The organism is Streptomyces flavidovirens DSM 40150 (genome assembly GCF_000429085.1).
Taxonomy (GTDB): Bacteria; Actinomycetota; Actinomycetes; order Streptomycetales; family Streptomycetaceae; genus Streptomyces; species Streptomyces flavidovirens.
On record NZ_AUBE01000002.1, the window covers coordinates 486943 to 512186 of the forward strand.

General features: G+C 71.8%; 24 protein-coding genes. 13 read left to right on the top strand and 11 right to left on the bottom strand.

Annotation, left to right across the window (positions count from 1 at the left end):
* Positions 1–118: 118 nt before the first annotated feature.
* Positions 119–1042 carry a DUF3027 domain-containing protein gene (locus tag G412_RS0104955; RefSeq protein WP_028811083.1) on the bottom strand — a complete coding sequence of 308 codons (924 nt, stop codon included), beginning with the start codon at positions 1040–1042 and terminating at the stop codon, positions 119–121.
* 430 nt (positions 1043–1472) lie between these two features.
* On the opposite strand from G412_RS0104955, the gene G412_RS0104960 reads away from it, so the two are divergent.
* The 4 genes from G412_RS0104960 to G412_RS0104975 are packed head-to-tail and all read left to right on the top strand — an operon-like array spanning position 1473 to position 4883.
* Positions 1473–2825: an MFS transporter gene (locus tag G412_RS0104960; protein WP_028811084.1), complete on the top strand. Its 1353-nt coding sequence runs from the start codon at positions 1473–1475 to the stop codon at positions 2823–2825.
* A gap of 27 nt (positions 2826–2852) precedes the next feature.
* Positions 2853–3347, top strand: coding sequence for a hypothetical protein (locus G412_RS0104965; protein WP_028811085.1), 495 nt, complete (start codon positions 2853–2855; stop codon positions 3345–3347).
* Between the two features lie 2 nt (positions 3348–3349).
* Positions 3350–4027 (top strand): futalosine hydrolase, encoded by a 678-nt coding sequence (locus tag G412_RS0104970; RefSeq protein WP_028811086.1) that lies wholly within the window; start codon positions 3350–3352, stop codon positions 4025–4027.
* Entirely contained in the window at positions 4017–4883 is an 867-nt protein-coding gene (locus G412_RS0104975; RefSeq protein WP_028811087.1) for a 1,4-dihydroxy-6-naphtoate synthase, read from the top strand. Before G412_RS0104970 ends, G412_RS0104975 begins: the two co-directional genes overlap by 11 nt.
* A gap of 313 nt (positions 4884–5196) precedes the next feature.
* On the opposite strand, the gene G412_RS41340 is transcribed toward G412_RS0104975, so the two are convergent.
* The gene (locus G412_RS41340) at positions 5197–5580 is read right to left on the bottom strand and encodes a cold-shock protein (protein ID WP_028811088.1); all 384 of its coding nucleotides are present in this window, start codon (positions 5578–5580) and stop codon (positions 5197–5199) included.
* Positions 5581–5771: 191 nt separating this feature from the next.
* Here G412_RS41340 and G412_RS0104985 point away from each other — a divergent pair, with 191 nt between their 5' ends.
* Positions 5772–6026, top strand: a complete 255-nt coding sequence (locus G412_RS0104985) for a hypothetical protein (RefSeq protein ID WP_028811089.1) — start codon at positions 5772–5774, stop codon at positions 6024–6026.
* On the opposite strand, the gene G412_RS0104990 is transcribed toward G412_RS0104985, so the two are convergent.
* Positions 5996–6667 carry an HAD family hydrolase gene (locus G412_RS0104990; RefSeq protein ID WP_078606793.1) on the bottom strand — a complete coding sequence of 224 codons (672 nt, stop codon included), beginning with the start codon at positions 6665–6667 and terminating at the stop codon, positions 5996–5998. The genes G412_RS0104985 and G412_RS0104990 overlap by 31 nt on opposite strands.
* Before the next feature lie 75 nt (positions 6668–6742).
* Between G412_RS0104990 and G412_RS0104995 the strand changes: the two genes are divergently transcribed.
* From G412_RS0104995 to G412_RS0105010, 4 genes are read left to right on the top strand one after another with little or no spacing between them, the layout of a single operon-like run.
* A complete protein-coding gene (locus G412_RS0104995; RefSeq protein ID WP_028811091.1) occupies positions 6743–7768 on the top strand; it encodes a FecCD family ABC transporter permease in 1026 nt (341 codons plus the stop codon).
* 29 nt (positions 7769–7797) lie between these two features.
* Positions 7798–8835, top strand: a complete 1038-nt coding sequence (locus tag G412_RS0105000) for a FecCD family ABC transporter permease (RefSeq protein WP_208857841.1) — start codon at positions 7798–7800, stop codon at positions 8833–8835.
* Entirely contained in the window at positions 8832–9806 is a 975-nt protein-coding gene (locus G412_RS33380) for an ABC transporter ATP-binding protein (RefSeq protein ID WP_078606794.1), read from the top strand. The genes G412_RS0105000 and G412_RS33380 overlap by 4 nt, the downstream gene beginning before the upstream one ends.
* A 14-nt stretch (positions 9807–9820) precedes the next feature.
* The gene (locus tag G412_RS0105010; RefSeq protein ID WP_028811093.1) at positions 9821–10804 is read left to right on the top strand and encodes an ABC transporter substrate-binding protein; all 984 of its coding nucleotides are present in this window, start codon (positions 9821–9823) and stop codon (positions 10802–10804) included.
* 8 nt (positions 10805–10812) lie between these two features.
* On the opposite strand, the gene G412_RS0105015 is transcribed toward G412_RS0105010, so the two are convergent.
* Complete coding sequence (locus tag G412_RS0105015) at positions 10813–11877, bottom strand: hypothetical protein (protein WP_028811094.1); 1065 nt, start codon at positions 11875–11877, stop codon at positions 10813–10815.
* Positions 11878–11947: 70 nt separating this feature from the next.
* Between G412_RS0105015 and G412_RS0105020 the strand changes: the two genes are divergently transcribed.
* Positions 11948–14488 carry a helicase C-terminal domain-containing protein gene (locus tag G412_RS0105020; protein ID WP_051338137.1) on the top strand — a complete coding sequence of 847 codons (2541 nt, stop codon included), beginning with the start codon at positions 11948–11950 and terminating at the stop codon, positions 14486–14488.
* A gap of 241 nt (positions 14489–14729) precedes the next feature.
* On the opposite strand, the gene G412_RS0105025 is transcribed toward G412_RS0105020, so the two are convergent.
* Positions 14730–15170, bottom strand: a complete 441-nt coding sequence (locus G412_RS0105025) for a hypothetical protein (RefSeq protein ID WP_157839059.1) — start codon at positions 15168–15170, stop codon at positions 14730–14732.
* 53 nt (positions 15171–15223) lie between these two features.
* Complete coding sequence (locus G412_RS33385; protein ID WP_341860528.1) at positions 15224–15697, bottom strand: VanZ family protein; 474 nt, start codon at positions 15695–15697, stop codon at positions 15224–15226.
* Between the two features lie 190 nt (positions 15698–15887).
* Between G412_RS33385 and G412_RS0105035 the strand changes: the two genes are divergently transcribed.
* Positions 15888–17543 (top strand): DNA repair helicase XPB, encoded by a 1656-nt coding sequence (locus G412_RS0105035; protein WP_028811097.1) that lies wholly within the window; start codon positions 15888–15890, stop codon positions 17541–17543.
* Between the two features lie 224 nt (positions 17544–17767).
* Here G412_RS0105035 and G412_RS33390 read toward each other — a convergent pair whose 3' ends face one another.
* Positions 17768–19090 (bottom strand): glycosyltransferase 87 family protein, encoded by a 1323-nt coding sequence (locus tag G412_RS33390; protein ID WP_106964013.1) that lies wholly within the window; start codon positions 19088–19090, stop codon positions 17768–17770.
* A 95-nt stretch (positions 19091–19185) separates the two neighbouring features.
* The gene (locus G412_RS0105045; protein WP_028811098.1) at positions 19186–19410 is read right to left on the bottom strand and encodes a hypothetical protein; all 225 of its coding nucleotides are present in this window, start codon (positions 19408–19410) and stop codon (positions 19186–19188) included.
* Positions 19411–19678: 268 nt separating this feature from the next.
* On the opposite strand from G412_RS0105045, the gene G412_RS0105050 reads away from it, so the two are divergent.
* Positions 19679–21775, top strand: coding sequence for a HelD family protein (locus G412_RS0105050; RefSeq protein ID WP_028811099.1), 2097 nt, complete (start codon positions 19679–19681; stop codon positions 21773–21775).
* A 96-nt stretch (positions 21776–21871) separates the two neighbouring features.
* Here the strand turns inward: G412_RS0105050 and G412_RS0105055 are convergent, their stop codons facing one another.
* Both G412_RS0105055 and G412_RS33395 read right to left on the bottom strand, forming a co-directional pair.
* Entirely contained in the window at positions 21872–22426 is a 555-nt protein-coding gene (locus G412_RS0105055; protein ID WP_028811100.1) for a GNAT family N-acetyltransferase, read from the bottom strand.
* Between the two features lie 21 nt (positions 22427–22447).
* Positions 22448–23827 (bottom strand): NsdA family TPR-like regulatory protein, encoded by a 1380-nt coding sequence (locus G412_RS33395; RefSeq protein WP_051338139.1) that lies wholly within the window; start codon positions 23825–23827, stop codon positions 22448–22450.
* 211 nt (positions 23828–24038) lie between these two features.
* Here G412_RS33395 and G412_RS33400 point away from each other — a divergent pair, with 211 nt between their 5' ends.
* Complete coding sequence (locus G412_RS33400) at positions 24039–24503, top strand: ATP-binding protein (RefSeq protein WP_051338140.1); 465 nt, start codon at positions 24039–24041, stop codon at positions 24501–24503.
* A gap of 225 nt (positions 24504–24728) precedes the next feature.
* Here G412_RS33400 and G412_RS0105070 read toward each other — a convergent pair whose 3' ends face one another.
* A complete protein-coding gene (locus tag G412_RS0105070; protein WP_028811103.1) occupies positions 24729–25241 on the bottom strand; it encodes a hypothetical protein in 513 nt (170 codons plus the stop codon).
* Positions 25242–25244 lie beyond the last annotated feature (3 nt).

Below are 25244 nucleotides of genomic sequence, written 5' to 3' on the forward strand. Positions count from 1 at the left end.
GTTGCCCGGAGGGCGTCCGGGGTCTGGGGCTGGCCCCTCACGCGGCGGAGCCGCAAAGTGTCACAGCGGGAAGGGGCGGGTGGGGAAAGTCCCGGGCGGCGGGCTCCCGCGCCCCGGGTCACGAGTGGCCCAGGTCCTCCGTCGCGTCCGGGGTGGCCGGGACCGAGCCGCCCTCCGGGTCCGGGCGGAGCGGGAACGCGTCGGTGGCCATCGAGTCGAGCACCGGCGGCGCGGGCCGCATCGGCTTCGGCATGACCGCCGCCTCCGAGTGCCCCCCGCAGCCGTACGCGAGCGACACGACATGGCCGTCCGCCGGGGAGTACTCGTTCGCGCAGACACCGAACGCCTGGCGCAGCGACCCCGCCAGCGGCACGAGGAAAGCGCACGAGACACACGTCGCCGGCGCGGCCTGCGCCATCGGGGTCTTCGCGCCGTACGACTCGTCCCAGCGGTCCGCCGCGATGTGCAGCCCGTAGCGCGACAGGACGCGCGCCCGCCGCATCCCCAGCTCTTCGGCGACCGCCGCGATCGACCCCCGCGTGGGGACCAGCGGCAGCGTCGCCGGCGGGCCGCCCGTGACCTCGGCGTCCTCCGCCTCGACGAGTTCCGCCATCTCCTCCGAGACGGCGGAGTCCGGCGGCGGCTCGTCCTCGCCCGTGTAGCCGGGTTCCAGGCGCAGGTCGTCCGCCTCGGTGGGGAGCAGGTCGCCGGGACCCATGTCCCCCGGCCGCAGCCGCTCGCTCCACGGCACCCACTCCGGCGCCAGCAGCGAGTCCGGTCCCGGCAGGAGCACCGTCTCGTTGATGGTGACCAGCTTGGCCCGCGAGGCGCGGGTGACCGTCACCGCCCAGCGCCAGCCCCGGTAACCGGGTTCCTTGCATTCGAAGAGGTGGGTGACCACCCGGTCACCCTCGGCGAAGAGGGAGACATGCTCGCCGACCACGCCGGGGAAGGCGGCCTCCTCGGCCGCCCGCCGGGCAAGGTCTACCGCCTCGGCGCACAGGCGGTCGGGGGTTCGGCTTCGCGTCGTCGCAGCACTCACAGGTCTCGCTTCTCTCCTACGCCGTCTCACGGGTGCGCCAACGGATGCCCGTACGAGGTACGAGATACGAGGTGCGAGCTGCGGGCGGAGCGGACCAAAGGGCCGCGTCGACGTCCGCGCCTCGCCCGACTCGTCTCGGTCTCGGGCGCACTTTCCACCACCCATTCTGCGGGATGACGAAGAGGCGCGCGGCCGAGGACAACCGCCGGTGGCGCGCTGTGCACGCTACCCCCTCTGCCGCCCTCGGCCCACCTGTGCGGCCGTCTTTGCGGCGGGAAGGCCCGAGAGATCCGGCAGAGATTCCCAGAGATTTCGCAGAGATACAGCGCGGACACCGGCGATGAGTCCGGAATGCCCGGAGTGGTGGTTCACCTGCGCCGTCCGCCACGTTTCCCGTTCGACCCGGCAGGGCTTGGGGCACTATGACGGGGTGGCTGCCGCACAGTCGTCCGACGGATCCGGTCCACTCCGCAGAACGGGCCGGGCGGTCGGCCGTGCCCTGCACCTTCCTTTCACGGGTACGGCGAAGGGAATCCGCCGCGCCACGCACGCGCACGGCGCGGGCGAGTCGGGCCTGGGCAAGCTGATCGAGCTGCACGCAGTGAACGGCGCGGGCGACGTCATGGTCACCGTGGCCCTCGCCTCCACCGTCTTCTTCTCCGTCCCCACCGACGAGGCGCGGGGCCGCGTCGCTCTCTATCTCGCCGTCACCATGGCCCCCTTCACCCTCCTCGCCCCGGTGATCGGCCCTCTCCTGGACCGGATTCCGCACGGCCGCCGGGCCGCGATGGCCGGCGCCATGCTGGCCCGCGCGCTGCTCGCGCTCGCCATGTCGGGCGCGGTGGCGACGGGCGGACTTGAGCTCTACCCGGCGGCGCTGGGCGTGCTGGTGTCCTCGAAGGCGTACGGCGTCGTACGGAGCGCCGTCGTGCCACGTCTTCTCCCGCCCGGTTTCTCCCTCGTCAAGGCCAACTCGCGGGTGACCCTGGCCGGGCTGCTCGCGACGGGCGCCGCCGCGCCGGTCGGGGTGGGGCTGCAACAGATCGGGCCCGCCTGGCCGCTGTACGGCGCGTTCACTCTGTTCGTCGCCGGTACGGTCCTGGCCTTCACGATGCCGCACAAGGTCGACTCCGCGAAGGGCGAGCGGAAGGCCATGCTGCTGGAGCACGGGCACGCGCCGCGCCGCCCCGGCCTGCGGACCGTCGGCCCTTCCGTACTGCACGGCCTCCAGGCGAACGCGGCGCTGCGCAGCCTCTCCGGCTTCCTGATCTTCTTCCTGGCGTTCCTCATCCGCGAGCATCCGCTCTCCGGGCAGAGCGCGGCCGTGTCGCTGGCGGTCGTCGGCGTCTCGGCCGGTGTGGGCAATGCCTGCGGTACGGCCATCGGTGCCTGGCTCAAGGCGCGCGGTCCCGAACTCATCATCGCGACCGTGCTGGGGCTGACGCTGGGCGTGGCCGTCTGCGCCGCCCTGTTCTTCGGCGGGCTGATGGTGGCGGTGCTCGGTGCGACGGCCGGCCTGTGCCAGGCGCTGGGCAAGCTGTCGCTGGACGCGCTGATCCAGCGGGACGTACCCGAGGAGGTGCGTACGTCCGCGTTCGCGCGGTCGGAGACGCTGCTCCAGATGGCCTGGGTGGTGGGCGGCGCCGTCGGGATCGCCCTGCCGCTGTACGGCTCCCTCGGCATGTCGGTCGCCGCCGGTCTCCTCGCCACGGGTGTGGCGCTGTCCGTACGGGGTCTCCTGGGGGCGGCCCGGCGCGGCACGCCGCACCCCCGCGTGGCGTGAGGTGGAGCGGGCGATAGCCTTCGCCCCATGACCGTTGCGCTCCTCTCTGGTAAGGCCCGCCGCACCGCCACCGTGATCGGTGCCGTGTCGGCCGGACTCCTCGTCCTGTCCGCCTGCGACAAGCCGACACCGCTCGCGACCGTGACGGTCGGCACGGACTCGGTGCACACCGAGGCCTCGTGCTACAACGACGGCTCCCCGATCAAGGAATCCCTGCTCCAGGGCTGCCTGAACAAGAAGGCCGAGAAGACCGTCAAGGTCTCCATGGACGACAAGGTCCGCTTCGGCGTCGACCCCGAGATCGCGGACAAGGGCTGGACGCTCTTCATCAACGGCCAGCAGGCCGAGCAGGAGCCGTTCAAGAAGACGTACCGCACCATTCCGGGCAGTGCCTTCTTCGCCCAGCAGCAACAGCAGCAGCCGGGCGCGCCGAGCCCCGACGAGGCGCAGGTCAGCGTCGTCGAGACGAAGGGCAAGAAGCTCACCGGCATCTGGCACTTCAAGCTGGAGAAGACCTCCTGACGATGCGTGTACTGGTCGTGACCGCGGTTCCCGCAGAGCGGGACGCGGTCACGCGCGCGTTGGGGCCCGATGTTTACGGCGTCGATGCGGACGGCGTCGATGTGATCGCCGCCGGTGTCGGGCCCGCCGCTGCCGCCGCCGGCACAGCGACGGCTCTCGCGCTGGCGTCCGCGACGCGCCCGTACGGCCTGGTGATCTCCGCCGGTATCGGCGGCGGGTTCGCCCGCGTCGCCCCGCTCGCCTCCCTCGTCGTCGCCGACGCGATCGTCGCCGCCGACCTGGGCGCCGAGACCCCCGACGGTTACCTCCCGGTGACCGCCCTCGGCTTCGGCACCGTGGAGCACCTGCCGCCCGCCGCTCTCGTACGGGCCGTGGCGGACGCGACCGGCGCGGTCACCGGCACCGTGCTGACCGTCTCCACCGTGACCGGGTCCGCCGCCCGCGCCGCCGAGCTGCGCGCCCGGCACGCGTACGCCGCCGCCGAGGCGATGGAGGGTTTCGGCGTCGCCGAGGCCGCCGCCCGGCACGGCGTGCCGGTGCTGGAGATCCGCGCGGTGTCGAACGCCGTGGGCCCGCGCGACCGGGCGGCCTGGCGCATCGGGGAGGCGCTGGAGGCGCTCACCGGGGCATTCGGGAAGCTCGTGCCCGTACTCGAAGGTTGGGATGGATATGACCGCTGAGCCGCTGAAGATCGCTTACTCGCCCTGCCCCAACGACACCTTCGTCTTCGACGCCTGGGCGCACGGCCGCGTGCCGGGAGCGCCCGCGCTCGACGTGACCTTCGCGGACATCGACATCACCAACGCGATGGCCGAGCGCGGGGAGTTCGACGTACTCAAGGTGTCGTACGCCGTGCTGCCGTGGGTCCTTCAGGAGTACGCGCTGCTGCCGTGCGGCGGGGCGCTCGGGCGGGGCTGCGGGCCGCTGCTGCTGGTGAACCAGCACAGCCTCACGCGCGACGCGGGTGTGGACCTGACCGGGAAGCGGGTCGCCGTGCCCAGCGAGCGCTCGACGGCGTATCTGCTGTTCCGGCTGTGGGCGGCGGACGTCGTCCCGGACGGGGTCGGCGAGATCGCCGTCATGCCGTTCCACGAGATCATGCCGGCGGTGCGCGACGGCAAGGTCGACGCGGGGCTCGTCATCCACGAGGCGCGCTTCACCTATCAGGATTACGGACTGCACTCGCTGGCCGACATGGGCGAGCACTGGGAGAACACCACCGGCCTGCCGATCCCGCTGGGCGCGATCATCGCCAAGCGCTCGCTGGGCGCGGAGCGGCTGCGTCAGCTCGCGGACGCGGCGCGGCAGTCGGTGCGGATGGCGTGGGACGACCCGCTGGCGTCGCGGCCGTACGTACTGGAACACGCCCAGGAGATGGACCCGGCGGTGGCGGACCAGCACATCGGGCTGTACGTGAACGAGTTCACCGCGGACCTGGGCACCGACGGATACGCAGCCGTACGGGGCCTGCTGACGCGTGCGGCGGCGGAGGGCCTGGTGCCGCCCCTGCCACGCGACGCGCTCGCCTTCGAGTAGCGGTACCCGGACGCCCTCCGGGCGTGTCCTCAAACGCCGGACAGGCTGATTGGCCCGCTGAGCGGGAACATTCCCGCTCAGCGGCACTATCCAGCCACCCCTGGCCCACTCCAGCCCGTCCGGCGCTTGAGGACCGGGGGCTGGGGCGGAGCCCCAGTTCGGGAAGGGGCGGGGTGGGGAAAGCCCCGCAGGGCACGCCCGCACGCAGCCGACCTTCCGGGCGCGGCAAGTTCAGCCCGTTCGGCGCTTGAGGACAACAGGGAGCCGGGACCGGGCCTCCGGAGCCAGGGGCCCCCGAGGCCGCCGACCCGCGCTACACGTCCAGTTGGTCGGCCACCGCGCGCAGGAGGCCCGCGATCTTCGCGCCCGCCGCCTTGTCGGGGTAGCGGCCGCGCTCCAGCGCCGGTGTGATGTTCTCCAGAAGCGTCGTCAGGTCCTGCACGATCGACGCGAGTTCGTCGGGCTTGCGGCGCTGCGCGGCGGCGACGGACGGGGTCGGGTCGAGGATCGTCACCGAAAGCGCCTGGTCGCCGCGCTGACCCGCCACGACGCCGAATTCGACGCGCTGGCCGGGCTTCAGGGCGTCGACTCCGGCAGGGAGCACCGACGAGTGAACGAAGACGTCGCCGCCGTCGTCGCGGGAGAGGAAGCCGAAGCCCTTCTCACTGTTGAACCACTTGACCTTGCCGGTAGGCACCGTCTGTCCTCGTCCTCGTACTCGTCGGATCCCCGGACTGCTCCCGCTCACGCGTTCGGCCGGGGAAAACGGCTCTGGATAGCACTACAGCGGGTCGTTGGACCCGCCACCACCAAGGCTAATGGTCCAGGGGCTGGTGACAAGACGTCGCCGGGCGGTTCCTCCGGGCAGGGAACTACCCTGGCCCGGTGATGACTGAAACCCAATCGCCCGAGGCCGGCGCCGGTGACCGGCTGGTACGCGTCGGTGCCATCGTCTTCTTCGTCGGCGCACTGGCCACACTGGTCACCGTGGCGCCGCTCTTCCTCGGCACGGAACCCTTCCCGCCGGTCGCGTACGCCGTCTGCATGCTGATGGGCGCCGGCTTCGCGATCGCCGCCGCGGGGGTGCTCAGGTCCATCGCCGCGCAGCGCCGTCAGGCGCGCGCCGCGACCGTCCCGCAGTAGCCGGCCAGCCAGGCCGGGAAGGCCGTGAGGTCGTCCAGGACCACGTCCGCGCCGGCTTCCCGCAGCTCAGCGGCGTCGCAGGGCCCCGTCGGCACGGCCACCGACAGGGCGCCCGCCGCCCGCGCGCCGCGTACGTCGCCGACGTGGTCGCCGACGTACACCGAGGCGCCGTGCTCGCGCAGCGCCTCCGCCTTGGCCTCCGCCCACAGCCAGCCCACGACCGCGTCCGGGTCGATGCCGAGGTGCGCGAGGTGCAGCTTGGCGTTCGGCTCGTGCTTGGCCGTGACGACGACGGCCCGGCCGCCCGCCGCCCGTACCGCCGCTATTGCCTCGCGGGCGCCGGGCATCGCGCGAGTTGGCGTGATCGCGTACGTCGGATAGATCTCGCGGTAACGGTCACACATCTCCTGGACGCGTTCCTCGGGGAACCAGAACGCCAGTTCCTGTTCCAGCGGAGGGCCCAACCGGGTGATCGCGAGGTCGGCGTCGATGTACGCACCGGTCTCGGCGGCCAGCGCCTCGTAGGTGGCCTTGATGCCGGGCCGGGAGTCGATGAGCGTCATGTCGAGGTCGAAGCCGACCGTCAGCGGGGGCAGCGGGGACGTCGGAGACGTCGCGGAGTGCGTGGGCATGAGGGCCATTGTGCCTGCGGGGGCCCGTGGACCCACCCGTACACTTAGCCAAGCCTTACCAACCTCCGGACGCGGAATGGGTCGATGCGAGCCGCCACCAGCCCCACCACACGCGCGCTGGTGACCCGCCGCATCGGCTGGACAGCCGCCGCCGTCGCGGCCCTGCTGCTGTCCGTGCTGCTGAGCCTCACTGTCGGCGCGCGGTCGATCGCGCCGGCCGAGGTCTTCGACGTACTGCTGCACGGCGGCCACAGCGACGCCGCCGAGATCGTACGGACCATGCGGGTGCCGCGCACGCTGATCGGGCTCATGGTCGGCGTCGCGCTGGCGCTCGCCGGAACCGCGCTCCAGGGCATCACCCGCAATCCGATCGCCGACCCAGGAATTCTGGGCATCAGTCAGGGCGCCTCGGTGGGCGTGGTCCTGGCGATCGCCTTCGCCGGGATCCACTCGCTCTCCGGTTACGTCTGGTTCGCCTTCGCCGGCGCGGCGCTCGCCTCGGTCGCGGTGTACGCCATCGCGGCGAGCGGGCGCGGCGGAGCGACGCCGGTGAAGCTCGCGCTCGGCGGCGCCGCGATCAACGCGCTGCTCACGTCCGTGACGATGGCGGTCCTGACGACGAAGGCGGCGGCGCTCGACGAGTTCCGCTTCTGGCAGGTCGGTTCCGTGGCCGGTCGTGACGCGGAGGTGGTCGGGCAGATCTGGCCGTTCCTCCTCGCAGGGACGGTGCTCGTCCTGTCCGTGGCGCGCGGGCTCGACGCGCTGGCGCTCGGCGAGGACGTCGCGAAGGGGCTCGGGCAGAACGTCGCGACCGTACGGATCACCGCCGGCATCGGCGCGACCATCCTGACCGGGGCGGGGGTGGCGGCGGCCGGCCCCATCGCCTTCGTCGGGCTCGCGGTCCCGCACATCGCCCGCGCGATCGTCGGCAGCGACCACCGGTGGGTGCTGCCGATGGCCGCGCTGACCGGCCCCGTGATGCTGCTGGTCTCGGACGTGGCCGGACGGATCGTGTTCCCGCCGAGCGAGGTTCCGGCGGGCGTGATGACGGCGCTGATCGGCGTGCCGTTCCTGGTGGCGCTCGTACGACGAAAGGCGGTGCCGGCGTGACGGCGAGCAGTGCGGCGACAGCAGTCGGAATGCGGCCCGCCGGGTACGCGCTCGTACGGCTCGGGCAAGGACGCTTCCTCCTGCACCGGCGGGCCGCCGTCGCCGCCGGGGTCCTCACCCTCGCGCTGGCCACCGTGTGCGTCGCGTACCTCTGCGTCGGCGAGAGCAACGTGCCGCCCGCCGACGTACTGAAGGTCCTCTTCGGACAGCCATCGGCGAACGAACTCGTCGTAGGAACCCTCCGCTTGCCCCGCATGACCGTCGGACTGCTCATCGGGGCGGCGTTCGGCATCGCCGGGGCGCTCATCCAGACCGTCGCGCGCAATCCGCTCGCCAGCCCCGACATCATCGGCATCAGCCAGGGCGCGAGCGCGCTCACCGTCGGGGCGATGACGTTCGGGATCACCTCGTACGCCGTACTGCCGTACCTCTCCATCGCCGGCGGCATCCTCGCCGCCGCGCTCGTCTACGCCTTCGCGTGGCGCGGCGGGCTGCACGCCACCCGCTTCGTGCTCATCGGCATCGGCTTCGCGATCGCCCTGCGCTCCGTCACCCACCTCTTCCTCACCAAGGGCGACTATCTCGTCGCCCAGCAGGCGCAGATCTGGATGACCGGCTCGCTGAACGGGCGCGGCTGGGACGAGGCGGCCCCACTCGCCTGGGCACTCCTCCTGCTCCTGCCCGCCGTGCTGTGGGCCGCCCGCGCCCAGCGCACCGTGTCGATGGACGACGACACCGCGACCGCGCTCGGCGTACGGCTGGGGCGGGTACGCCTGGGCCTGGTCCTCACCGGCGTCGTGCTCGCATCGGTCGCCACCGCGACCGCCGGCCCCGTCGACTTCGTAGCACTGCTGGCACCCCAGATCGCCCGCCGCATGACCCGCACCGCGCAGATCCCGCTGCTCTGCTCGGCGCTGATGGGCGCCCTGATTGTCGTCGTGGCGGACCTGCTGGCCCGCCGCCTGCTGTCGCCCACCGAACTGCCGGTGGGCGTACTGACGGCGGCGGTCGGCGCCCCGTACCTGATCTGGCTGATCATCAAAGGCCGTACTGGAGGCAAGGCGTGAGCAGGCTCACCGCTCGCGAGCTGACGCTCGCCTATGAGGACCGCACGGTCGTGCACGAGCTCGACCTGGCGGTACCCGACGGCCGGGTGACCGTCATCGTCGGACCGAACGCGTGCGGAAAGTCCACCACCCTCCGCGCGCTGGGCCGGCTGCTCAAACCGAAGCACGGCGCGGTGCTGCTCGACGGCGCCGAACTGGCAAAGATCCCCACCAGGAAAATCGCGCAGGCGATCGGTCTGCTGCCCCAGAGCCCCGTCGCGCCCGAGGCCATCACCGTCGCCGACCTGGTCTCGCGCGGCCGCCAGCCGCACCAGCACTGGTGGCAGCAGTGGTCGGACGAGGACGAGCGCGCGGTGACCGACGCCATGGAGCGCACGGACGTCACCGCACTCGCCGAACGGCCGGTCGACGCGCTCTCCGGCGGCCAGCGGCAGCGCGTATGGATCGCCATGGCCCTCGCCCAGGAGACGGACCTCCTCCTGCTGGACGAGCCGACGACGTACCTCGACATCTCCCACCAGGTGGAGGTACTGGACCTGGTGCGCCAGCTCAACCACGAGCACGCCCGGACGGTCGTCATGGTGCTCCACGACCTCAACCAGGCCGCCCGGTACGCCGATCACCTCGTCGCGATGAAGCAGGGCCGCATCGTCGCCGAGGGCCACCCGCAGGACATCGTCACGGCGAACCTCGTACGCGAGGTCTTCGGCCTCGCGTCAGTCGTGATCCCGGACCCGGTGACCGGCTCCCCCCTGGTGATCCCCGGCGAGCCGTGGACCCCCGCTTCGCGGACCGACGTGGCAGGAGGGGACGTGCCGGGGCGCTCCCCGCAGGGTGTCGAACGCAACCACCGCCAACGAACCAACGCAGTACCCGAACGTTCGGCACCCGAGGAGACGCCCCGACACGGCACCGACCCCAACACCACCGCCCCACCCCGCGACCCCGCCGCCACCCCCCGTACAACCTGAAAGGCGCCCACTTCATGACCGGAATCCTCCGCAGCCGCGGCCTCGTCGCCGGCTGCCTCGCCGCCACCGCCGCCCTCACGCTCTCCGCCTGCGGCTCCTCCGACGCGGACGCCGACAAGGCGCCCTCCGCCGAAAACAAGACGCACACCGTCAAGACCGCCATGGGCGACGTGTCGGTCCCGGACAACCCGAAGCGCGTCGTCGTCCTGGACACCGCCGAGCTGGACTCCGCGATCACCCTCGGCGTGAAGCCGGTCGGCGCGACGCACACCACCGCCGAGCCCGGTTTCCTGAGCTACCTGCCCAAGGACAAGGTCGCGGGCATCAAGGACGTCGGCGAGATGATGACCCCCAACCTGGAGGCCGTCGCCGCCCTCAAGCCCGACCTGATCCTCACCAGCAAGGTGCGGCACGGCGCCCTGTACGACGAGCTCAAGGCACTCGCGCCGACCGTGATGACGGAGAACACCGGCTACCCCTGGAAGGAGAACTTCCAGGTCCACGCCGACGCGCTCGGCAAGAAGGCCGAAGCAGAACAAGCAGTGGCCGACTACACCGCACACGCAGCGAAGGTCACCGAAGCGATCGGCGGCAAGGACAAGGCCGCCAAGACCAACGTCAACGTGGTGCGCTTCATCGAAGGCGCGGACATCCGCATCTACGGCAAGCAGAACTACATCGCGACCGTCCTGGCCGACGTCGGCCTGGGCCGCCCGGCCATCGCCGACAAGGCGAAGGACGGCTTCTCGTACGACGTGAGCCCCGAGAAGATCAACCTCGCGGGTGAGGACGCCGATGTCGTCTTCCACTCGACGTACGGCGACCCGAAGAAGGCCAAGCGGACGCAGACCCTCGACAGCGGGCTGTGGAAGAACATGCCCGCCGCGAAGGCCGGCAAGGTCTTCGGCGTCGAGGACGAGCTGTGGATCCAGGGCATCGGCTACACAGCCGCCAACAAGATCCTCGACGAGATGCAGAGCCACCTGACAAAGAAGTAAGAAAGCGCCTACCGCCTCCGCGCCCGCCACCCCAGGTAGAGCGCGGAGGCGACGGCCGCCGTCCGTACAACGGCGGGCCACGCGCCCGAGAGCGCTTCGCCCATCGCGCCCTGCGCGATCGGCTCGCCCCACCGCCCCTCGGTCCGGCCCCACAGCCACACGAACCCGCCCACCGCGACCAGTCCCGGCAGGCCGAGCACCGCCCACTTCGCCTGGGCGCGGCTGATGCGCCGTGAGGCGAAGACGAGGAGCCACCCGCCGCCCAGGGCCAGCCAGTTGCCCAGTGCGGCACCGACGACGAGCAGTGCGGCGGCGAGCAGGAGCAGGACGCTGGCGGGCGGGCGTACCACCTTGGGCTGCACGGCGACGGCGACCGGGGCGGTACGGCGGCGCAGGAGACGCACGAGGCTCAGGAGGCGGCGGCGTGCCGGGACTTGCGCCTCGACGGGCGTTTGCCCGGCTTCGCCGGCTTCTTTCTTGTCGTCGTCGTCCTCCTTCGCCGGCGGGGGCTTGAGTATTTCGGGGATCTCGACGCCGCCGGTGAAGCCCGGCACGGAGACGCCCAGGCCGAAGGGGCCGGGCTCGACACGCCACCAGTCGGGTTCGCTGCCCTGGGGGCCGAGTTCGTCGGAACCGGCGAGGTGGGGCGGGGAGGCGGCGGCGGGTTGGTCCACCACGCCCGGCCGCTTCTGGCCGCTGTCACGGTCACGGGGCCGCGGAATCCACCCACCGCGCCTGGACTTGTCGCGCTGCTCCGGCAGCACGACTCGCTGAACCGAATCGCCCCCGGCCCCGGACTCTGACCTGAGCCCCGACCCGAACCCGGACTCCGGCATCGACCCGCCCGACGTGGCCCGCGCCACCAGCTCGGCCGGCGATCCGATCCGGTCCAGGATGCGCCGTACCGCCGCGGGAGAGTCCGGCGTACCGAACTTCGAGCGCTGCCGGTCGATCTCGTCGCGCAGGCCGGCCACCAGCCGCATCCGCGCCGCCGAGGGCAGCTTGTGCTGCTGAGCCAGGTCACCGACCCGGCTCAGATAGTCGTAGACGAGCTGATCGCTCTCGATCCCCACGCGACGGTCCGTCCCTTGGCCTCCAACTGCCTGCACCGACGGTAGCGCCACACCGGCTACCGTGGGGCGGATGGGGACCGGCGAGCGCAACCAGGAGGCGCACGTGTCCGAAGGATCAGCCGCAACGCCACCGCGCACACTCGCGGAGGCCCTGCGCACCCGCGGCGACGCGTCCCTGGCCGCGCTGCTGCGCGCCCGGCCCGACCTGCTCTCGCCCGTGCCGAACGACTTGTCGCAGCTCGCGACCCGGGCGGCGACACGCGCTTCCGTCGTACGCGCGCTGGAACGGCTCGACCGGTTCACGCTCCAGACCGCCGAGGCGCTGGCCGTGGCACCCGATCCGGCTCCGTACGAGGCGCTGCGCGCGCTGATGACCGGCGACGACGGTGACCCGGCGGTCGAGGCGGCGCTGCCGGGGGCCGTCGCCACCCTGCGTGACCAGGCGCTGCTGTGGGGCGCCGACGACCGGCTGCGGCTGGTGCGTACGGCACGCGAGTTGCTGGCCCCCTCCCCCGCGCACCCGTCGCCCACCGGTCTCGGCCCGACCGTCGCCGAGGCGACCGCCGGCATGTCGCCGGGACGGTGGCAGGAGACCCTGGCCGCGGCCGGACTGCCGCCCACCCACGACCCGGTGTCGGCGGTCACGGCGCTGGCCGCGCTCTTCAGCGACCGCACCCGGATGTCGGCGCTGCTCGACACGGCGCCACCCGAGGCTCTGATGGTGCTGGAGCGGCTGGTGTGGGGCCCGCCGTACGGCGAGGTCACCCCCGACCCCGCGCCGCCGGTGCGGTGGCTGCGCGACCGCGGGCTGCTGCTGCCGACGAGTCTGCGTACGGTCGTGCTGCCGCGCGAGGCGGCGCTGCATCTGCGCGCCGGGCGCGCGCACCGGGTGCCGGAGCCGGTGCCGCCCGCCGTCGTACCGGCCCACGAATACAGTCCACAGGTTGTGGACAGCACGGCGGCGGGCCAGGCGTACACCGCGCTGGCCACCGTCGAGGAGCTGCTCAAGGACTGGAACGAGGGCGGCCCGGCCGTCCTGCGCTCCGGCGGTCTGAGCGTCCGCGACCTGAAGCGGACGGCCACCGCGCTGGACATGCCCGAGCACACGGCCGCCTTCTGGGTCGAACTCGCCTATGGGGCGGGGCTGCTGGCGTCCGACGGTGAGGCCTCCGAGCGGTACGCCGCCACACCCGCGTACGACGAATGGCTCGAACTCCCGCCGCAGGAGCAGTGGACCCGCCTCGCCACCGCCTGGCTGCACGCCACCCGCACGGCCGGCCTGGTCGGCAGCCAGGACGCGAAGGGCCGGATCCTGGCCGCGCTCGGCCCGGACCTGGACCGTTCGGCGGCACCGGAGGTACGCCGCCGCGTCCTCGCGCTGCTGGCCGGCCTGCCGGAGGGCGCCGCGCCGGCGCCGGATCAGGTGCTGGCGCGGCTGCGGTGGGAGCGGCCGCTGCGGGGGGCGGGGGCGGCGTCCGGTTCGACTTCGACTTCCGCGTCGGCTTCGGCTTCGGCGTCCGCCGGCACCCCTGGGGACCTGCGTTCCCGTATCGCCCTGTGGACGCTCACCGAGGCGGAACTCCTCGGTGTGACCGGACGCGGGGCGCTCTCCTCCCACGGGCGCGCGCTGCTGGCCGCCGGGCAGGGGACCGATGCGGAGGAAGCCACGGCGGTGGCGCGCGCCGCCGCGCTCCTCGCGCCGCTGATCCCGGAGCCCCTCGACCACGTACTCCTCCAGGCGGACCTCACCGCCGTAGCACCGGGGCCGCTGCGGCGGCCGCTCGCCGACACGCTCGACGTACTCGCCGATGTGGAGTCGAAGGGCGGGGCGACCGTGTACCGCTTCACGCCCGCGTCCGTACGGCGCGCGCTGGACGCGGGGCGGGCGGCGTCGGACCTGCACGCCTTCCTGGCCGAGCACAGCCGTACGCCCGTGCCGCAGCCGCTGAGCTACCTCATCGACGACGTGGCCAGGAAGCACGGGCACCTGCGGGTCGGCGCCGCTTCCGCCTACGTACGCTGCGACGACGACGCGATGCTGGGCGAGATCCTCGCCGACAAGCGGTCGCAGGGGCTGGGCCTGCGACGCCTCGCCCCGACCGTCCTGGCGGCGCAGGCCGACCCGGCGGCGCTGCTCGAAGGGCTGCGGGGGATGGGCTTCGCGCCCGCCGCCGAGTCGGCGGCCGGAGACGTACTGATCACCAGGGCCCACGCCTACCGGACCCCGCCGCGCACCGCGCCCGCGCCGGTGCCGGAGGGTCCGCCGACGCCGGACGACACGCTGCTGAGTGCCGCGCTGCGGGCGATCCGGGCCGGGGACATGGCGTCCACGGCGGTACGCAAGGAGGCCCCGGCGGCGGCACCGTCCCCCGGCGAGCTGCCGCGCACCACCTCGGCGGAGACCCTGGCCACGGTCCAGGCGGCGGCCCTCACCGGCTCCGCGGTGTGGATCGGGTACGTCAACGCGGACGGGGCGGCGAGCCAGCGGGTCATCGCCCCGGTACGCGTGGAGGGCGGCTTCGTCACGGCGTACGACCACACGGCGGACGAGGTCCGGACGTACCCCCTGCACCGCATCACGGGCGTGGCGGAACTGGCGGACAGCCCTTAGCCGGCGGGCGGGCGGACGTCACAGTGCGGCGATACCGGGACTCCGCCCCGGACCCCGGCCCTCAAACGCCGGCACACATGCGACGGCAGCCGCAACACGCCAAGGTGGAAAGGGACGGGGCGGGAAAGGAAAAAACCCAGCGGCACAGGCCCGGCGCCAAAGGCCCCCCGTGCCGAACGTACGGACCGCCCCTACGCCCGTACGGACCTCCCCCGCCCCCGCCACCCCCGCCCCTACCGCCCTACCGCCGCCGCTCCACGAGCCCCGTCTCCGGCGACGCCGTCAGGGACGCCGACCACGTGCCCTTGGGGTCGCACTCCTTGCCGTTGGGCCAGTGCTCCGTCATGCGGACCTTCGCGCTGTCCTGCATGATCACGCGTTCGCCCTCGACCGAGGTGACCGAGAACCACACGTCGAGCTCCTCGTCCCGCACGTCGTCGGACGTACGGAGGTACATCCTCGTGCTCGTGCCGGCCGCCGCGGACGCTTCCGCTTCCGTACGCTCCTCGCACTTCCCGTCCACGCACAGCCGGAAGACGGCGGGCCCCACCGGGTCCGCCGTCGCGCCGCCGGCCGGTTCGAAGAGCACGGTGATCCCCGGTACGCCGCCGATCATCGTGCAGTTGCGGGCGCCGGCGTAGTCCGCCCCGCAGCCCGACAGGACCGGCGCCACAAGCAGCACGACGGCCACCCTCCCGCCCCACACGCCCCGTATCAAGTCGCCTCCCGATCCGCTCACTTGCCGGAACGCACCGTATCCCCCTCCCCGCGCGGCGCGCGCCTGGCGTGCACCGCTCGCCCGATCCGGCGGCCGAGGAGGAAGTAGCCGATGAGCGCGCCCGTCGTGTTGAGGATCACGTCGTCGACATCGAATGCCCTCCCCGCCACGATCGCGCCCTGCGCCAGCTCCACCAGCACCATCACCACCACCGTGAGAGCCACCACACGCAGCAGCCGCAGCGAGCGCGGCACCAGCACCGGCAGCAGCAGCCCGAACGGCATCCCGAGCAGCAGATTGCCGCCGATCTGCTTGCACGCGGCGAGGAAGGTGTAGTCCTCGGCGTACTGCCGCAGCGACGCACCGGGCCGCAGGTTGGTCGTGACCAGGGCTTCCGAGGCGTGTGAGGGCGCGAGCGTCAGCCGCGCCAGTACGGCCGAGAAGAGCACGAGGCCGAGAAAGGCCACGGCGACCGCGAAAGCCCGCAGCACCGCCCGCCCCCACGAACGACGAGGCCGGGCCGCACCCGCGGCATCCGCTCCACCCACTGCATCCGCTTCATCCGCTTGAGCTGTCATGGACACCCGCTTACCCCGACTCACGGCCCGTACCGCACGCGATGCTGCACACTGGACGTTTGGCCGTACGGGCCGACCTGCCGCAGAAAGGGCCGAAACACGCGTGAACGGACCCCTCATCGTCCAGAGCGACAAGACGCTGCTCCTCGAAGTCGACCACGAGCGTGCCGACGACTGCCGTCGCGCCATCGCGCCCTTCGCCGAGCTGGAGCGCGCCCCCGAGCACATCCACACCTACCGGGTGACGCCGCTCGGCCTGTGGAACGCGCGGGCCGCCGGACACGACGCCGAGCAAGTCGTCGACGCGCTCGTCGAGTTCTCCCGGTACCCGGTCCCGCACGCGCTCCTCGTCGACGTCGCCGAGACGATGGCCCGCTACGGCCGCCTCACCCTCTCCAAGCACCCGGTCCACGGACTCGTACTCACCTCCACGGACCGACCGGTACTGGAGGAGATCCTCCGCTCGAAGAAGGTCCAGCCGCTCGTCGGCGCCCGGATCGACGCGGACACGGTCGCCGTGCACCCCTCCGAGCGCGGCCAGATCAAGCAGACGCTGCTCAAGCTGGGCTGGCCGGCCGAGGACCTCGCGGGTTACGTCGACGGCGAGGCCCACGCGATCGACCTCGCGGAGGACGGCTGGGCGCTGCGCCCGTACCAGAAGCAGGCGGTCGAGGGCTTCTGGCACGGCGGCTCGGGCGTCGTGGTCCTGCCCTGCGGCGCGGGAAAGACGCTCGTCGGCGCGGGCGCGATGGCCCAGGCGAAGGCCACCACCCTCATCCTCGTCACGAACACCGTCTCGGCCCGCCAGTGGAAGCACGAGCTGGTGAAGCGGACGTCGCTGACCGAGGACGAGATCGGTGAGTACAGCGGTACGCGCAAGGAGATCCGGCCGGTCACCATCGCGACGTACCAGGTCCTGACGACGAAGCGGAAGGGCATCTACCCGCACCTGGAGCTCTTCGACTCCCGTGACTGGGGCCTGATCGTGTACGACGAGGTGCACCTGCTCCCCGCACCCGTCTTCAAGTTCACGGCGGACCTCCAGGCCAGGCGCCGCCTCGGCCTGACGGCGACGCTCGTACGCGAGGACGGCCGCGAGTCCGACGTCTTCTCCCTCATCGGCCCGAAGCGTTTCGACGCGCCGTGGAAGGAGATCGAGGCGCAGGGCTACATCGCGCCGGCGGACTGTGTGGAGGTCCGCGTCAACCTCACCGAGAGCGAGCGTCTGGCCTACGCGACGGCCGAGACGGAGGAGAAGTACCGCTTCTGCGCGACGACCGCGACGAAGCGGAAGGTGACGGAGGCGCTGGTACGTAAGTTCGCGGGCCAGCAGATCCTGGTCATCGGCCAGTACATCGACCAGTTGGACGAGCTGGGCGAGCACCTGGACGCGCCGGTCATCAAGGGCGAGACGTCGAACGCCCAGCGCGAGAAGCTTTTCGACGCCTTCCGGCAGGGCGAGATCAGCGTCCTGGTGGTCTCAAAGGTCGCGAACTTCTCGATCGACCTCCCCGAGGCGACGGTCGCGATCCAGGTGTCGGGGACGTTCGGCTCCCGCCAGGAGGAGGCCCAGCGCCTGGGCCGCGTACTGCGCCCCAAGGCGGACGGCCATCAGGCGCACTTCTACTCGGTGGTCGCACGCGACACGATCGACCAGGACTTCGCGGCCCACCGCCAGCGCTTCCTGGCGGAACAGGGCTACGCGTACCGCATCGTGGACGCGGACGAACTGATGGCAGCGGACGACCCCACACCGTAAACCGCCATGCGCGGCGTCCGGCGAACGGGGGCGAGCCATCTCTTTCCCCGCCGCGCCACTTCCGGTCCACCGGGGCTCCGCCCAAGCCCGGTGGACGGGCTGGATCTGCTCGACGGAGTGGATCGGCCCCACCGGGCTTACGGCTCACGGCGCCCACTTGGGTGTCCACCCGACCTGTGCCGGGCCTCACCCGACCTGCTGGGCCTGACCGGACCTGGTGGGCCTCACCCGACCTGCTGGGCCTCACCCGACCTGGTGTCCTCGCCCGGTCTGGAGTCCTCGTCCCGTGCCGGCCTGGAAGCATCGGGCGCCGGGCCGGATTCCAGCCCGTCCGGCGCTGGAGGGCGGGCGGTGGAGTCGCTCTTGTCGCTGGGGGAGGGGGCGGGGCGGGGTGAGGGCAGCATGCGTCGGGCATGCCTCAGCGGTGCCACACCCGTCACCCGAGCCGCACGTCCCGCTCCCGCCGCGCAGGCCAGCAGACCGAGCAGTGCCAGCAGCGGGTACGGGGACGCCAGTGGCTGGTGCCACCATGGGAGTTGGAGGTCCAGCGCCCCCTTGTGCGGCACCAGCCACAGCGTGCGCGCCGTGAACACCACGGCCACCGCTGCGGCCGCCCTCCCCCGCCCCTCCGCGGCGAGCACCGCGATCAGCGGCACGCACCACACCCAGTGGTGCGACCAGCTGATCGGCGAGACCAGCAGCGCCGTCGCGGCGGTGACCAGCACGCCCCACGTCTCGCGGCCCGCCCCGACCGCCGCCCGCCGCGCGGTCCACAGCCCCGCCGCTGCGACGAACACCGCGGCCGCGAGCCACACCGGTCCGGGCGCGGGATCGTGCAGGACTCGCGCCAACAGTCCCTGCAGCGACTGGTTGTCGACGATCCACGCCCTGCCGACCCGCCCGGTCTCGAAGACCCGCCGGGTCCAGAAGTCGACGCTGGCATGCGGCAGTACGAGCGCGCCCAGCAGCACCGTGCCGGTCAGCGAGGCGAGGGCGGTGAGCCCGGCTCGTACACGGCCCGTCAGCAGCAGATAGACGATGAAGATCGCGGGCGTGAGCTTGACGCCCGCCGCGACACCGAGCGCGAAACCTTTGCCGATGGCGTCGTCCGTACGGGTCAGGTCCCACAGGACGAGACACGCGAGGGCCAGGTTGATCTGCCCGAAGAGGATCGTCTGGAAGACGGGTTCGAGCCACACTCCGAGTGCGGTGCCCGCGAGGACGAGCGCGGGTCCGGCCGGGAGCCGGGCGAAGCGGCAGGAGAGATGCACGAGGAGCGCGAGGAGCGCGGTGTTGCCGACGGCGAAGGCGACCTTGAGGGCGCCGACCGGCAGCCAGGTCGTCGGTACGAAGAGGATCGCGGCGAACGGCGGGTACGTGGCGGGCAGTTGCCACTGCGTGACGGTGAACCCGTACAGGTCGGTGCCGTTGGCGACGGCCGCACCTTCCGCCCGGTAGACGAGGGTGTCGGCCATGGGGATGTGCTGGAGTACGCACAGCGCGGCCAGTGCGGCCAGCGATACGGCGAGCAGGATGCCGGCGGGCATGCCGACCGGTACGGCCGGTGATCGAGGGGTCACGCTCCGTTTCTCCACGGCCGCGACCCTAGTGGATCAGCCGACGGAGCTGTGGAGCCGCCCACTCAGCGGCGCTTTACGCCCGCCTCCTGCGCGTACTCCCCGAGGACGGCCACGCTGAACGCGGCGCCCGCGAACACCTTTACGGCGTGCACGGCCTTGCCTATCCGGTGCGCGAAGTGAACGGAGTGGGTGGAGTGGACGGAGTGGGCGGGGGCACCGTCAGCGCGCGGGTTGCGGTTGCGGTTGCGGTGGGCGGAGGGACCGGGGGCGAAGGCTGCTGCACTCATGTCTCCATGTTGGATTCCGGACATTTTGAGCACAACGGTCTGCGGGCTGAACTCCGTACCACCGGCCTCCTCCCAGGGATTGACCCAACCCTTAGGGCCGGGGCGCATGGCGGTACAGCCTCCGGCGACGGAAAACCATTGGCCCGCCCCACGCCCCCGCGACTACAATCCCCGGTCTTCCCGCCTCCCTCCGTGGAGCGCCGCCGCCCGGACGGAAACCGGCCGGTCCACGCCGTGATCCCAAGTGATCTCCCCCGGAGGCAGCACCGTGCCCGCGCCCGACCCCGACACCGCCCACAGCGACGCGCTCGACCCCCTCGACCCCCTCGGCCGCGAGCGTGCCCACCTCACCGCCTCGCGCGCCGCGTTGCGCGCCATGCGCGAGGACGCGCAGGCCCTCGACATCCGCGACGTCACCGCGAACTGGGTGAACGCCGCCGTCCTCGGCGCCCAGATCGAGGAACGCATCAAGTCGCTCGCCGACCTCTCCCACACCCCGCTCTTCTTCGGCCGCCTCGACTACCTGCACGTCGTCGGCGCGGACCGGGCCGAAGGCGCGGAGGGCGAGCGCTTCTACATCGGCCGGCGGCACGTCCACGACGCCGACGGCGACCCCATGGTCATCGACTGGCGCGCGCCCGTCTCCCAGCCCTTCTACCGCGCCTCCAAGAAGGACCCGCTGGACGTCGGCCTGCGGCGCCGCTTCGGTTACACGGGCGGCGAACTCACGGCGTACGAGGACGAGCACCTCTCCGACCCCACCGAAGCCGCGCAGACCAGCAAGCTGCTCCAGGCGGAGATCGAGCGCCCGCGCGTCGGCCCGATGCGGGACATCGTGGCGACGATCCAGCCCGAGCAGGACGAGATCGTACGGTCGGGCCTGTCCGGCAGCGTCTGCGTCCAGGGCGGTCCGGGAACCGGAAAGACGGCTGTGGGCCTGCACCGTGTGGCGTACCTCCTCTACGCGCACCGCGACCGGCTGGCCAGGACCGGCACGCTGGTCATCGGCCCGAACAAGTCCTTCCTCCACTACATCGAGCAGGTCCTGCCCGCGCTGGGCGAGCTGGAGGTCAAGCAGGCGACGGTCGGTGACCTGGTGGCGGTGCACGGCGAGGTCCGGGGCACGGACGACGCGGACGCGGCCGTCATCAAGGGCGACGCGCGCATGGCGGAGGTACTGCGCCGGGCGCTGCGCTCGCACGTCACCGCCGTACCCACCGAGCCGGTGGTGGTGGTGCGGGGCTCGCGGCGGTGGCGGGTCCCGGCGTACGAACTGGAGGAGATGGTCGGCGAGTTGCTCAGCCGCGACATCCGGTACGGGGCGGCCCACGACGCGCTGCCGCAGCGCATCGCCCACGCGGTGCTCGTACGCATGGAGGAGGCGGGCGAGGCGCCCGACGACCGGGTGCAGGACGCGGTCGCCCGTAACCCGGCGGTGAAGGCGGCCGTCAAGGCGCTGTGGCCGGCGGTGGACCCGGCGAAGCTGGTGCTGCGGCTGCTCTCCGACGCGGATTTCCTGGCGGAGCACGCGGAGGGTGTGCTGTCGGCGGAGGAACAGAAGCGGATCCTGTGGGCGAAGCCGGCGCGGTCGGTGAAGTCGGCGAAGTGGTCGGCTGCGGATGTGGTGCTGCTGGACGAGGCGGCGGATCTGATCTCGCGTACGCACTCGCTCGGCCATGTCGTGCTCGACGAGGCGCAGGATCTGTCGCCGATGCAGTACCGGGCGGTGGGCCGCCGCTGCTCGACGGGTTCGGCGACGGTACTGGGCGACCTGGCGCAGGGTACGACGCCGTGGGCGACGGCGAGCTGGGCGCAGGCACTGCGGCACCTGGGCAAACCGGAAGCGGTGGTCGAGGAACTGACGGCGGGCTTCCGCGTGCCGCGCGACGTCATCGCGTACGCGTCGCGGCTGCTGCCGGCGATCTCGCCGGGGCTGGCGCCGGTGTCGTCGGTGCGGGAGAGCGCGGGGGCGCTGTCGGTGCGTCAGGTGGATGCGGAGGCGCTGACCGGGGCGGTGGTGTCGGGGTGCGCGGAGGCGCTGCGCAACGAGGGGTCGACGGGGCTGATCGCGGCGGACGCGCGCATCGGGGAACTGGCGGCGGCCCTTACGGCGGCGGGCCACACGTACCTCTCCCCCGGCGAGGAGACGACGGCGGAGTCCCGGCTGACGCTGGTGCCGGCGTCACTGGCGAAGGGCCTGGAGTACGACTACGTGGTGCTGGACGAGCCGGCGGCGGTGGTATCGGGCGAGCCGGACGAACGAACCGGCTTGCGCCGCCTGTACGTAGCACTGACCCGAGCAGTATCGGGCCTGACCATCGTCCACACGGCCCCCTTGCCGGCGCCACTGGGCAGGCAAGGGTAATTACGGCTTGGCAGTGGGTGGCGCTTGTGTCGTAGCGGGTGCGCGAGGGCTCGGCTCGGCTCTGTCCTGTCCGCAGTCGCCGAGGCGTCGGTACGGTCACGTCCGTGCCGGATTCCGCTCCTCCTTCAGGACGCCGTAAACGACAGAGTCGCGCCAGGCCCCGCGTACGAAGACGTGTCCGCGGATGCGTCCCTCCTCAGTCATGCCGGCGGCCAGGAGGGTCTTGGCGGAGGCTTCGTTCTTCGGGGCGCGGGCCGCCCAGACGCGGTGCAGGTCCAGGTCGTCGAAGGCCAGGTCGAGGAGGAGGTGGACGGTCTCGGTTCCGTAGCCGATTCCCCAGGCGTCGCGATGCAGGGCGCCGCCGATGGTGGCGGCACGCTGCTGGTGGGGGTCGAGGGCGAGGCGGGCGTAACCGACCAAGGGGCCGCCTTCGCCCTCGGTGACGGCCAGGGCGTACTCCTCGCGCGGGGTGGCGGTGGCCGAGGCGATCGAGCGGGCCACGATCCCGGCGACCTGGTCGCGGGTGCGTGGTTCGAAGGAGAGGTGCTCGGTTGCCTCGCTGCTGCCGTAGATGGCGTGGACGGCGTCCACGTCTTCGAGTGTCAGCTCGCGCAGTGCGAGGCGGGAGCGGTGGCGGGCGACCGGGTACATGAGCTGGACTCTATGCCGGGTTCAACGGGGCAGGGCAAGGGTTGGGCGGGAGAACGTCTCGATCTCCTCGCGGAGTTCGCGGGCGAGGGGCACGTCGAGGAATGCGGGTTGGAGCAAGGCCGTGCGCACGCGCCGGGCGGAGTGGATGATGCCCGCGTTGTGTTGGTCGGCAGGCAGGTCAAGGACGGGGCGAACGGCTTCAGCGGCACCGTCGAGGTCGCCGGTGTAGAGGCGGGCCAGGGCGAGGTTGGTGCGGGCACCTGCGGCCGGGCCAAAAGACCAGTTGGTGTGGTCGGGGTCGTTGGAGCCGTCAGCGGCCTGGGTGGCACGGCGTAAGAGCTGGGCGTCGCCGTGGCCGAGCAGGACGTGGGCCTCGACGTCGTAGTAGTCCTGGCGGATGCGGGGGAAGGTGAACAGACCGCCAAGCGCGTCCAGGTCGTCGGGGACAGTGGCCTCGCGCATGTCTGCAGCGCGTTGGGTGGCCTGGGTGACGGTGTCGGCGTCACCGAGGAGCGAGGCAGCGCAGGCTTCGAGGCTGTATAGCCATACGGTGACAGTGCCGTTCTGGGAGGTAGCACCGGCTTGCCCCTGACGGGCGTAGTGCAGGGCGTCGGTGGGGCGCTCGGCCCAGTAGGAGATCAAGGACTGCAGGCCACGGACCCAGGCGCCCATGGCGGGGTGCTCGGCCTTGTCGGCACAGACGGCAGCGGTCCGGGCCTGCATCATCGCCGCGCTCGGGTCGCCCAGGTCATGGCCCGCCTTGGCCAGCATCCCGGACGACAGCGCGGCGATCAGGTAGAGGTCGCGGAGCTGGACGGGGCGGGCGCGGCCGGACTCGAGGAGGCGGAAGGTCTCGTCCTGCACGCTGATCAGGTCGTCCAGGACGGTGCCGAGCGGCACCCTCACGTAGGCGGCGGCCAGGCGCCGTACCTCGTCCTGGAGGAAACCCATGGTCTCCTCGCCGACCTGTCCTCGTTCTTCTCCCATGGCGAATGCCATCGCGCGCCGTGCTGCCATAGCTGCGTTTCTTCCCATCTCGTGCAGGCCCGCGCCGAACGCGGCGTCGGGTGGGGCGGTGTACGACATGCCGGGTCGCCCGGATGCGGGCGCGGAGGTGAGCGCGTCGGGAGCCGGGGACCACAGCTCGTCGATGCTGTGGCCCAGGAGGTGGACCAAGACCCGCCGGGAGTCCGGGTGCGGCCGGCCGGTGCCGTAGTACCAGCGCTCAAAGGTCGCCTCGGAGACCGTGAGCGTCCTGTACTTCGCCAGGCCCTCCATCTGGGCCAGTTCACCGGCGGCTGCCGTGAAGTGGGAGAGGAAGACGTCGAAGTCCCGCCACTCCCTGGTATCGAGCAGCACGCGTAACAGCGTGACCATCGCGCTCCCTCCCCTGTCCGCCATGTCATTTCCGACCGTAGCCCTACGACGTCTTGTATTCCCTTCCCTGACAGCCCTGTTGGGAAAGGTGAGGTGGGGGTGAGGGAAACCGATGCCGCACCTCACTCTGCGGACGGAATCCGAGGTCCGGATGCGGGTGGATCTGTTCCGCACGCGACCGCCATGCTCGATGTGTCCCTGCCGACGAACCGGCTACTGCGACACGAAGAAGGAAGTGACAGCCGACGTGATCGAGGCCCGTACGGAAGCCGCCGCCCCTGTCGACTGCGAGTGGTCGATGAGCTACACCATGGTCGAGGGCTCGGTCGGTCTCGCCCGCATCCACACACGCCGGCAACTGACCACATGGAACTGGACCGGCGACATCCAGGACGCTGCGATCATCGTCAGCGAATTGGTCACCAACGCCGTCTGGCACGCACACAAACGCGGCCACGTCCTGGGGCTGCGCCTCGCCGTGCTGGAGGACCACACACTGGTCATCGACGTCAGCGACCCCATCGCAGCCTTCTCCGGTTTCCCCTACGCCGGTCGCCCGGTCGCACCCAGCGATCAGGACGAAAGCGGCCGGGGGCTGCTCGTCACCCGCGGGCTCGGTGCGGAGGTGACCTGGTTCCTGCGCCGACACGTCGGTAAGACCGTCCGCGCCACCCTCACTGCCGCCCGCCCGACGGCCTGACTGGATGGCCGCAAGCCTGCGCACCCGAAGCCACCGCGCCATCTCCACGACCGGCAACTACCGCACTGCCAGGGGGAAACCAACAGGTGGCTGTCCTGGGCCGGGCCTTCGTGCTGAGCGTTCCTTGGTCGGATCACATGCTCAGGCGACGACCGCTCGCACGTACGGCAGTTATTAGTCCGAGTGATCAAGTACGAGGGCCCGTTCGGGCCCTGAGGTTAAGCATCAAGTTAGGGTTCGGCCGACGCCAACCCTCGTGCGAGGGATCACGCTCCCAGCGCTGGCGCGTGCAGACAGCTCCAGCGTCACCACGTTCGCATCCGGGCCACCGGACACCTTGACCGCGCGCGGCCAGCTCGTCCCGCCCTTTGGAACGTTCGCGTCGAGTTGCACTGCGCGCACTGCCTCGCCGTTCTCGCTGAACACCCAGAGCGAAGGGCCTTCGTACGATGTCGTGGAGACCGACCAGTCGACCGGGTCCCCCACCGCGTCGGAGATGTCATCGCTGTCGGTCCCGTACGCGAAGACCTGCACCCGGTCCCAGTCGAACCCGGTCATGCCGGACAGTGGCACCGCTTCCGGTGTCCGCACCGCCGCGTCCAGCTTCGCTTGGAGAGCCTTGTCCGTCGTACTGGACAGTGGTGTCTCCCTGATGAACAAATACCAGGCGACCACCAGCGCCAAGGCCAGTGCCGCCACCGCGACCAGCCACAACTTGCGGACGCCCCGCATGCCCACGCC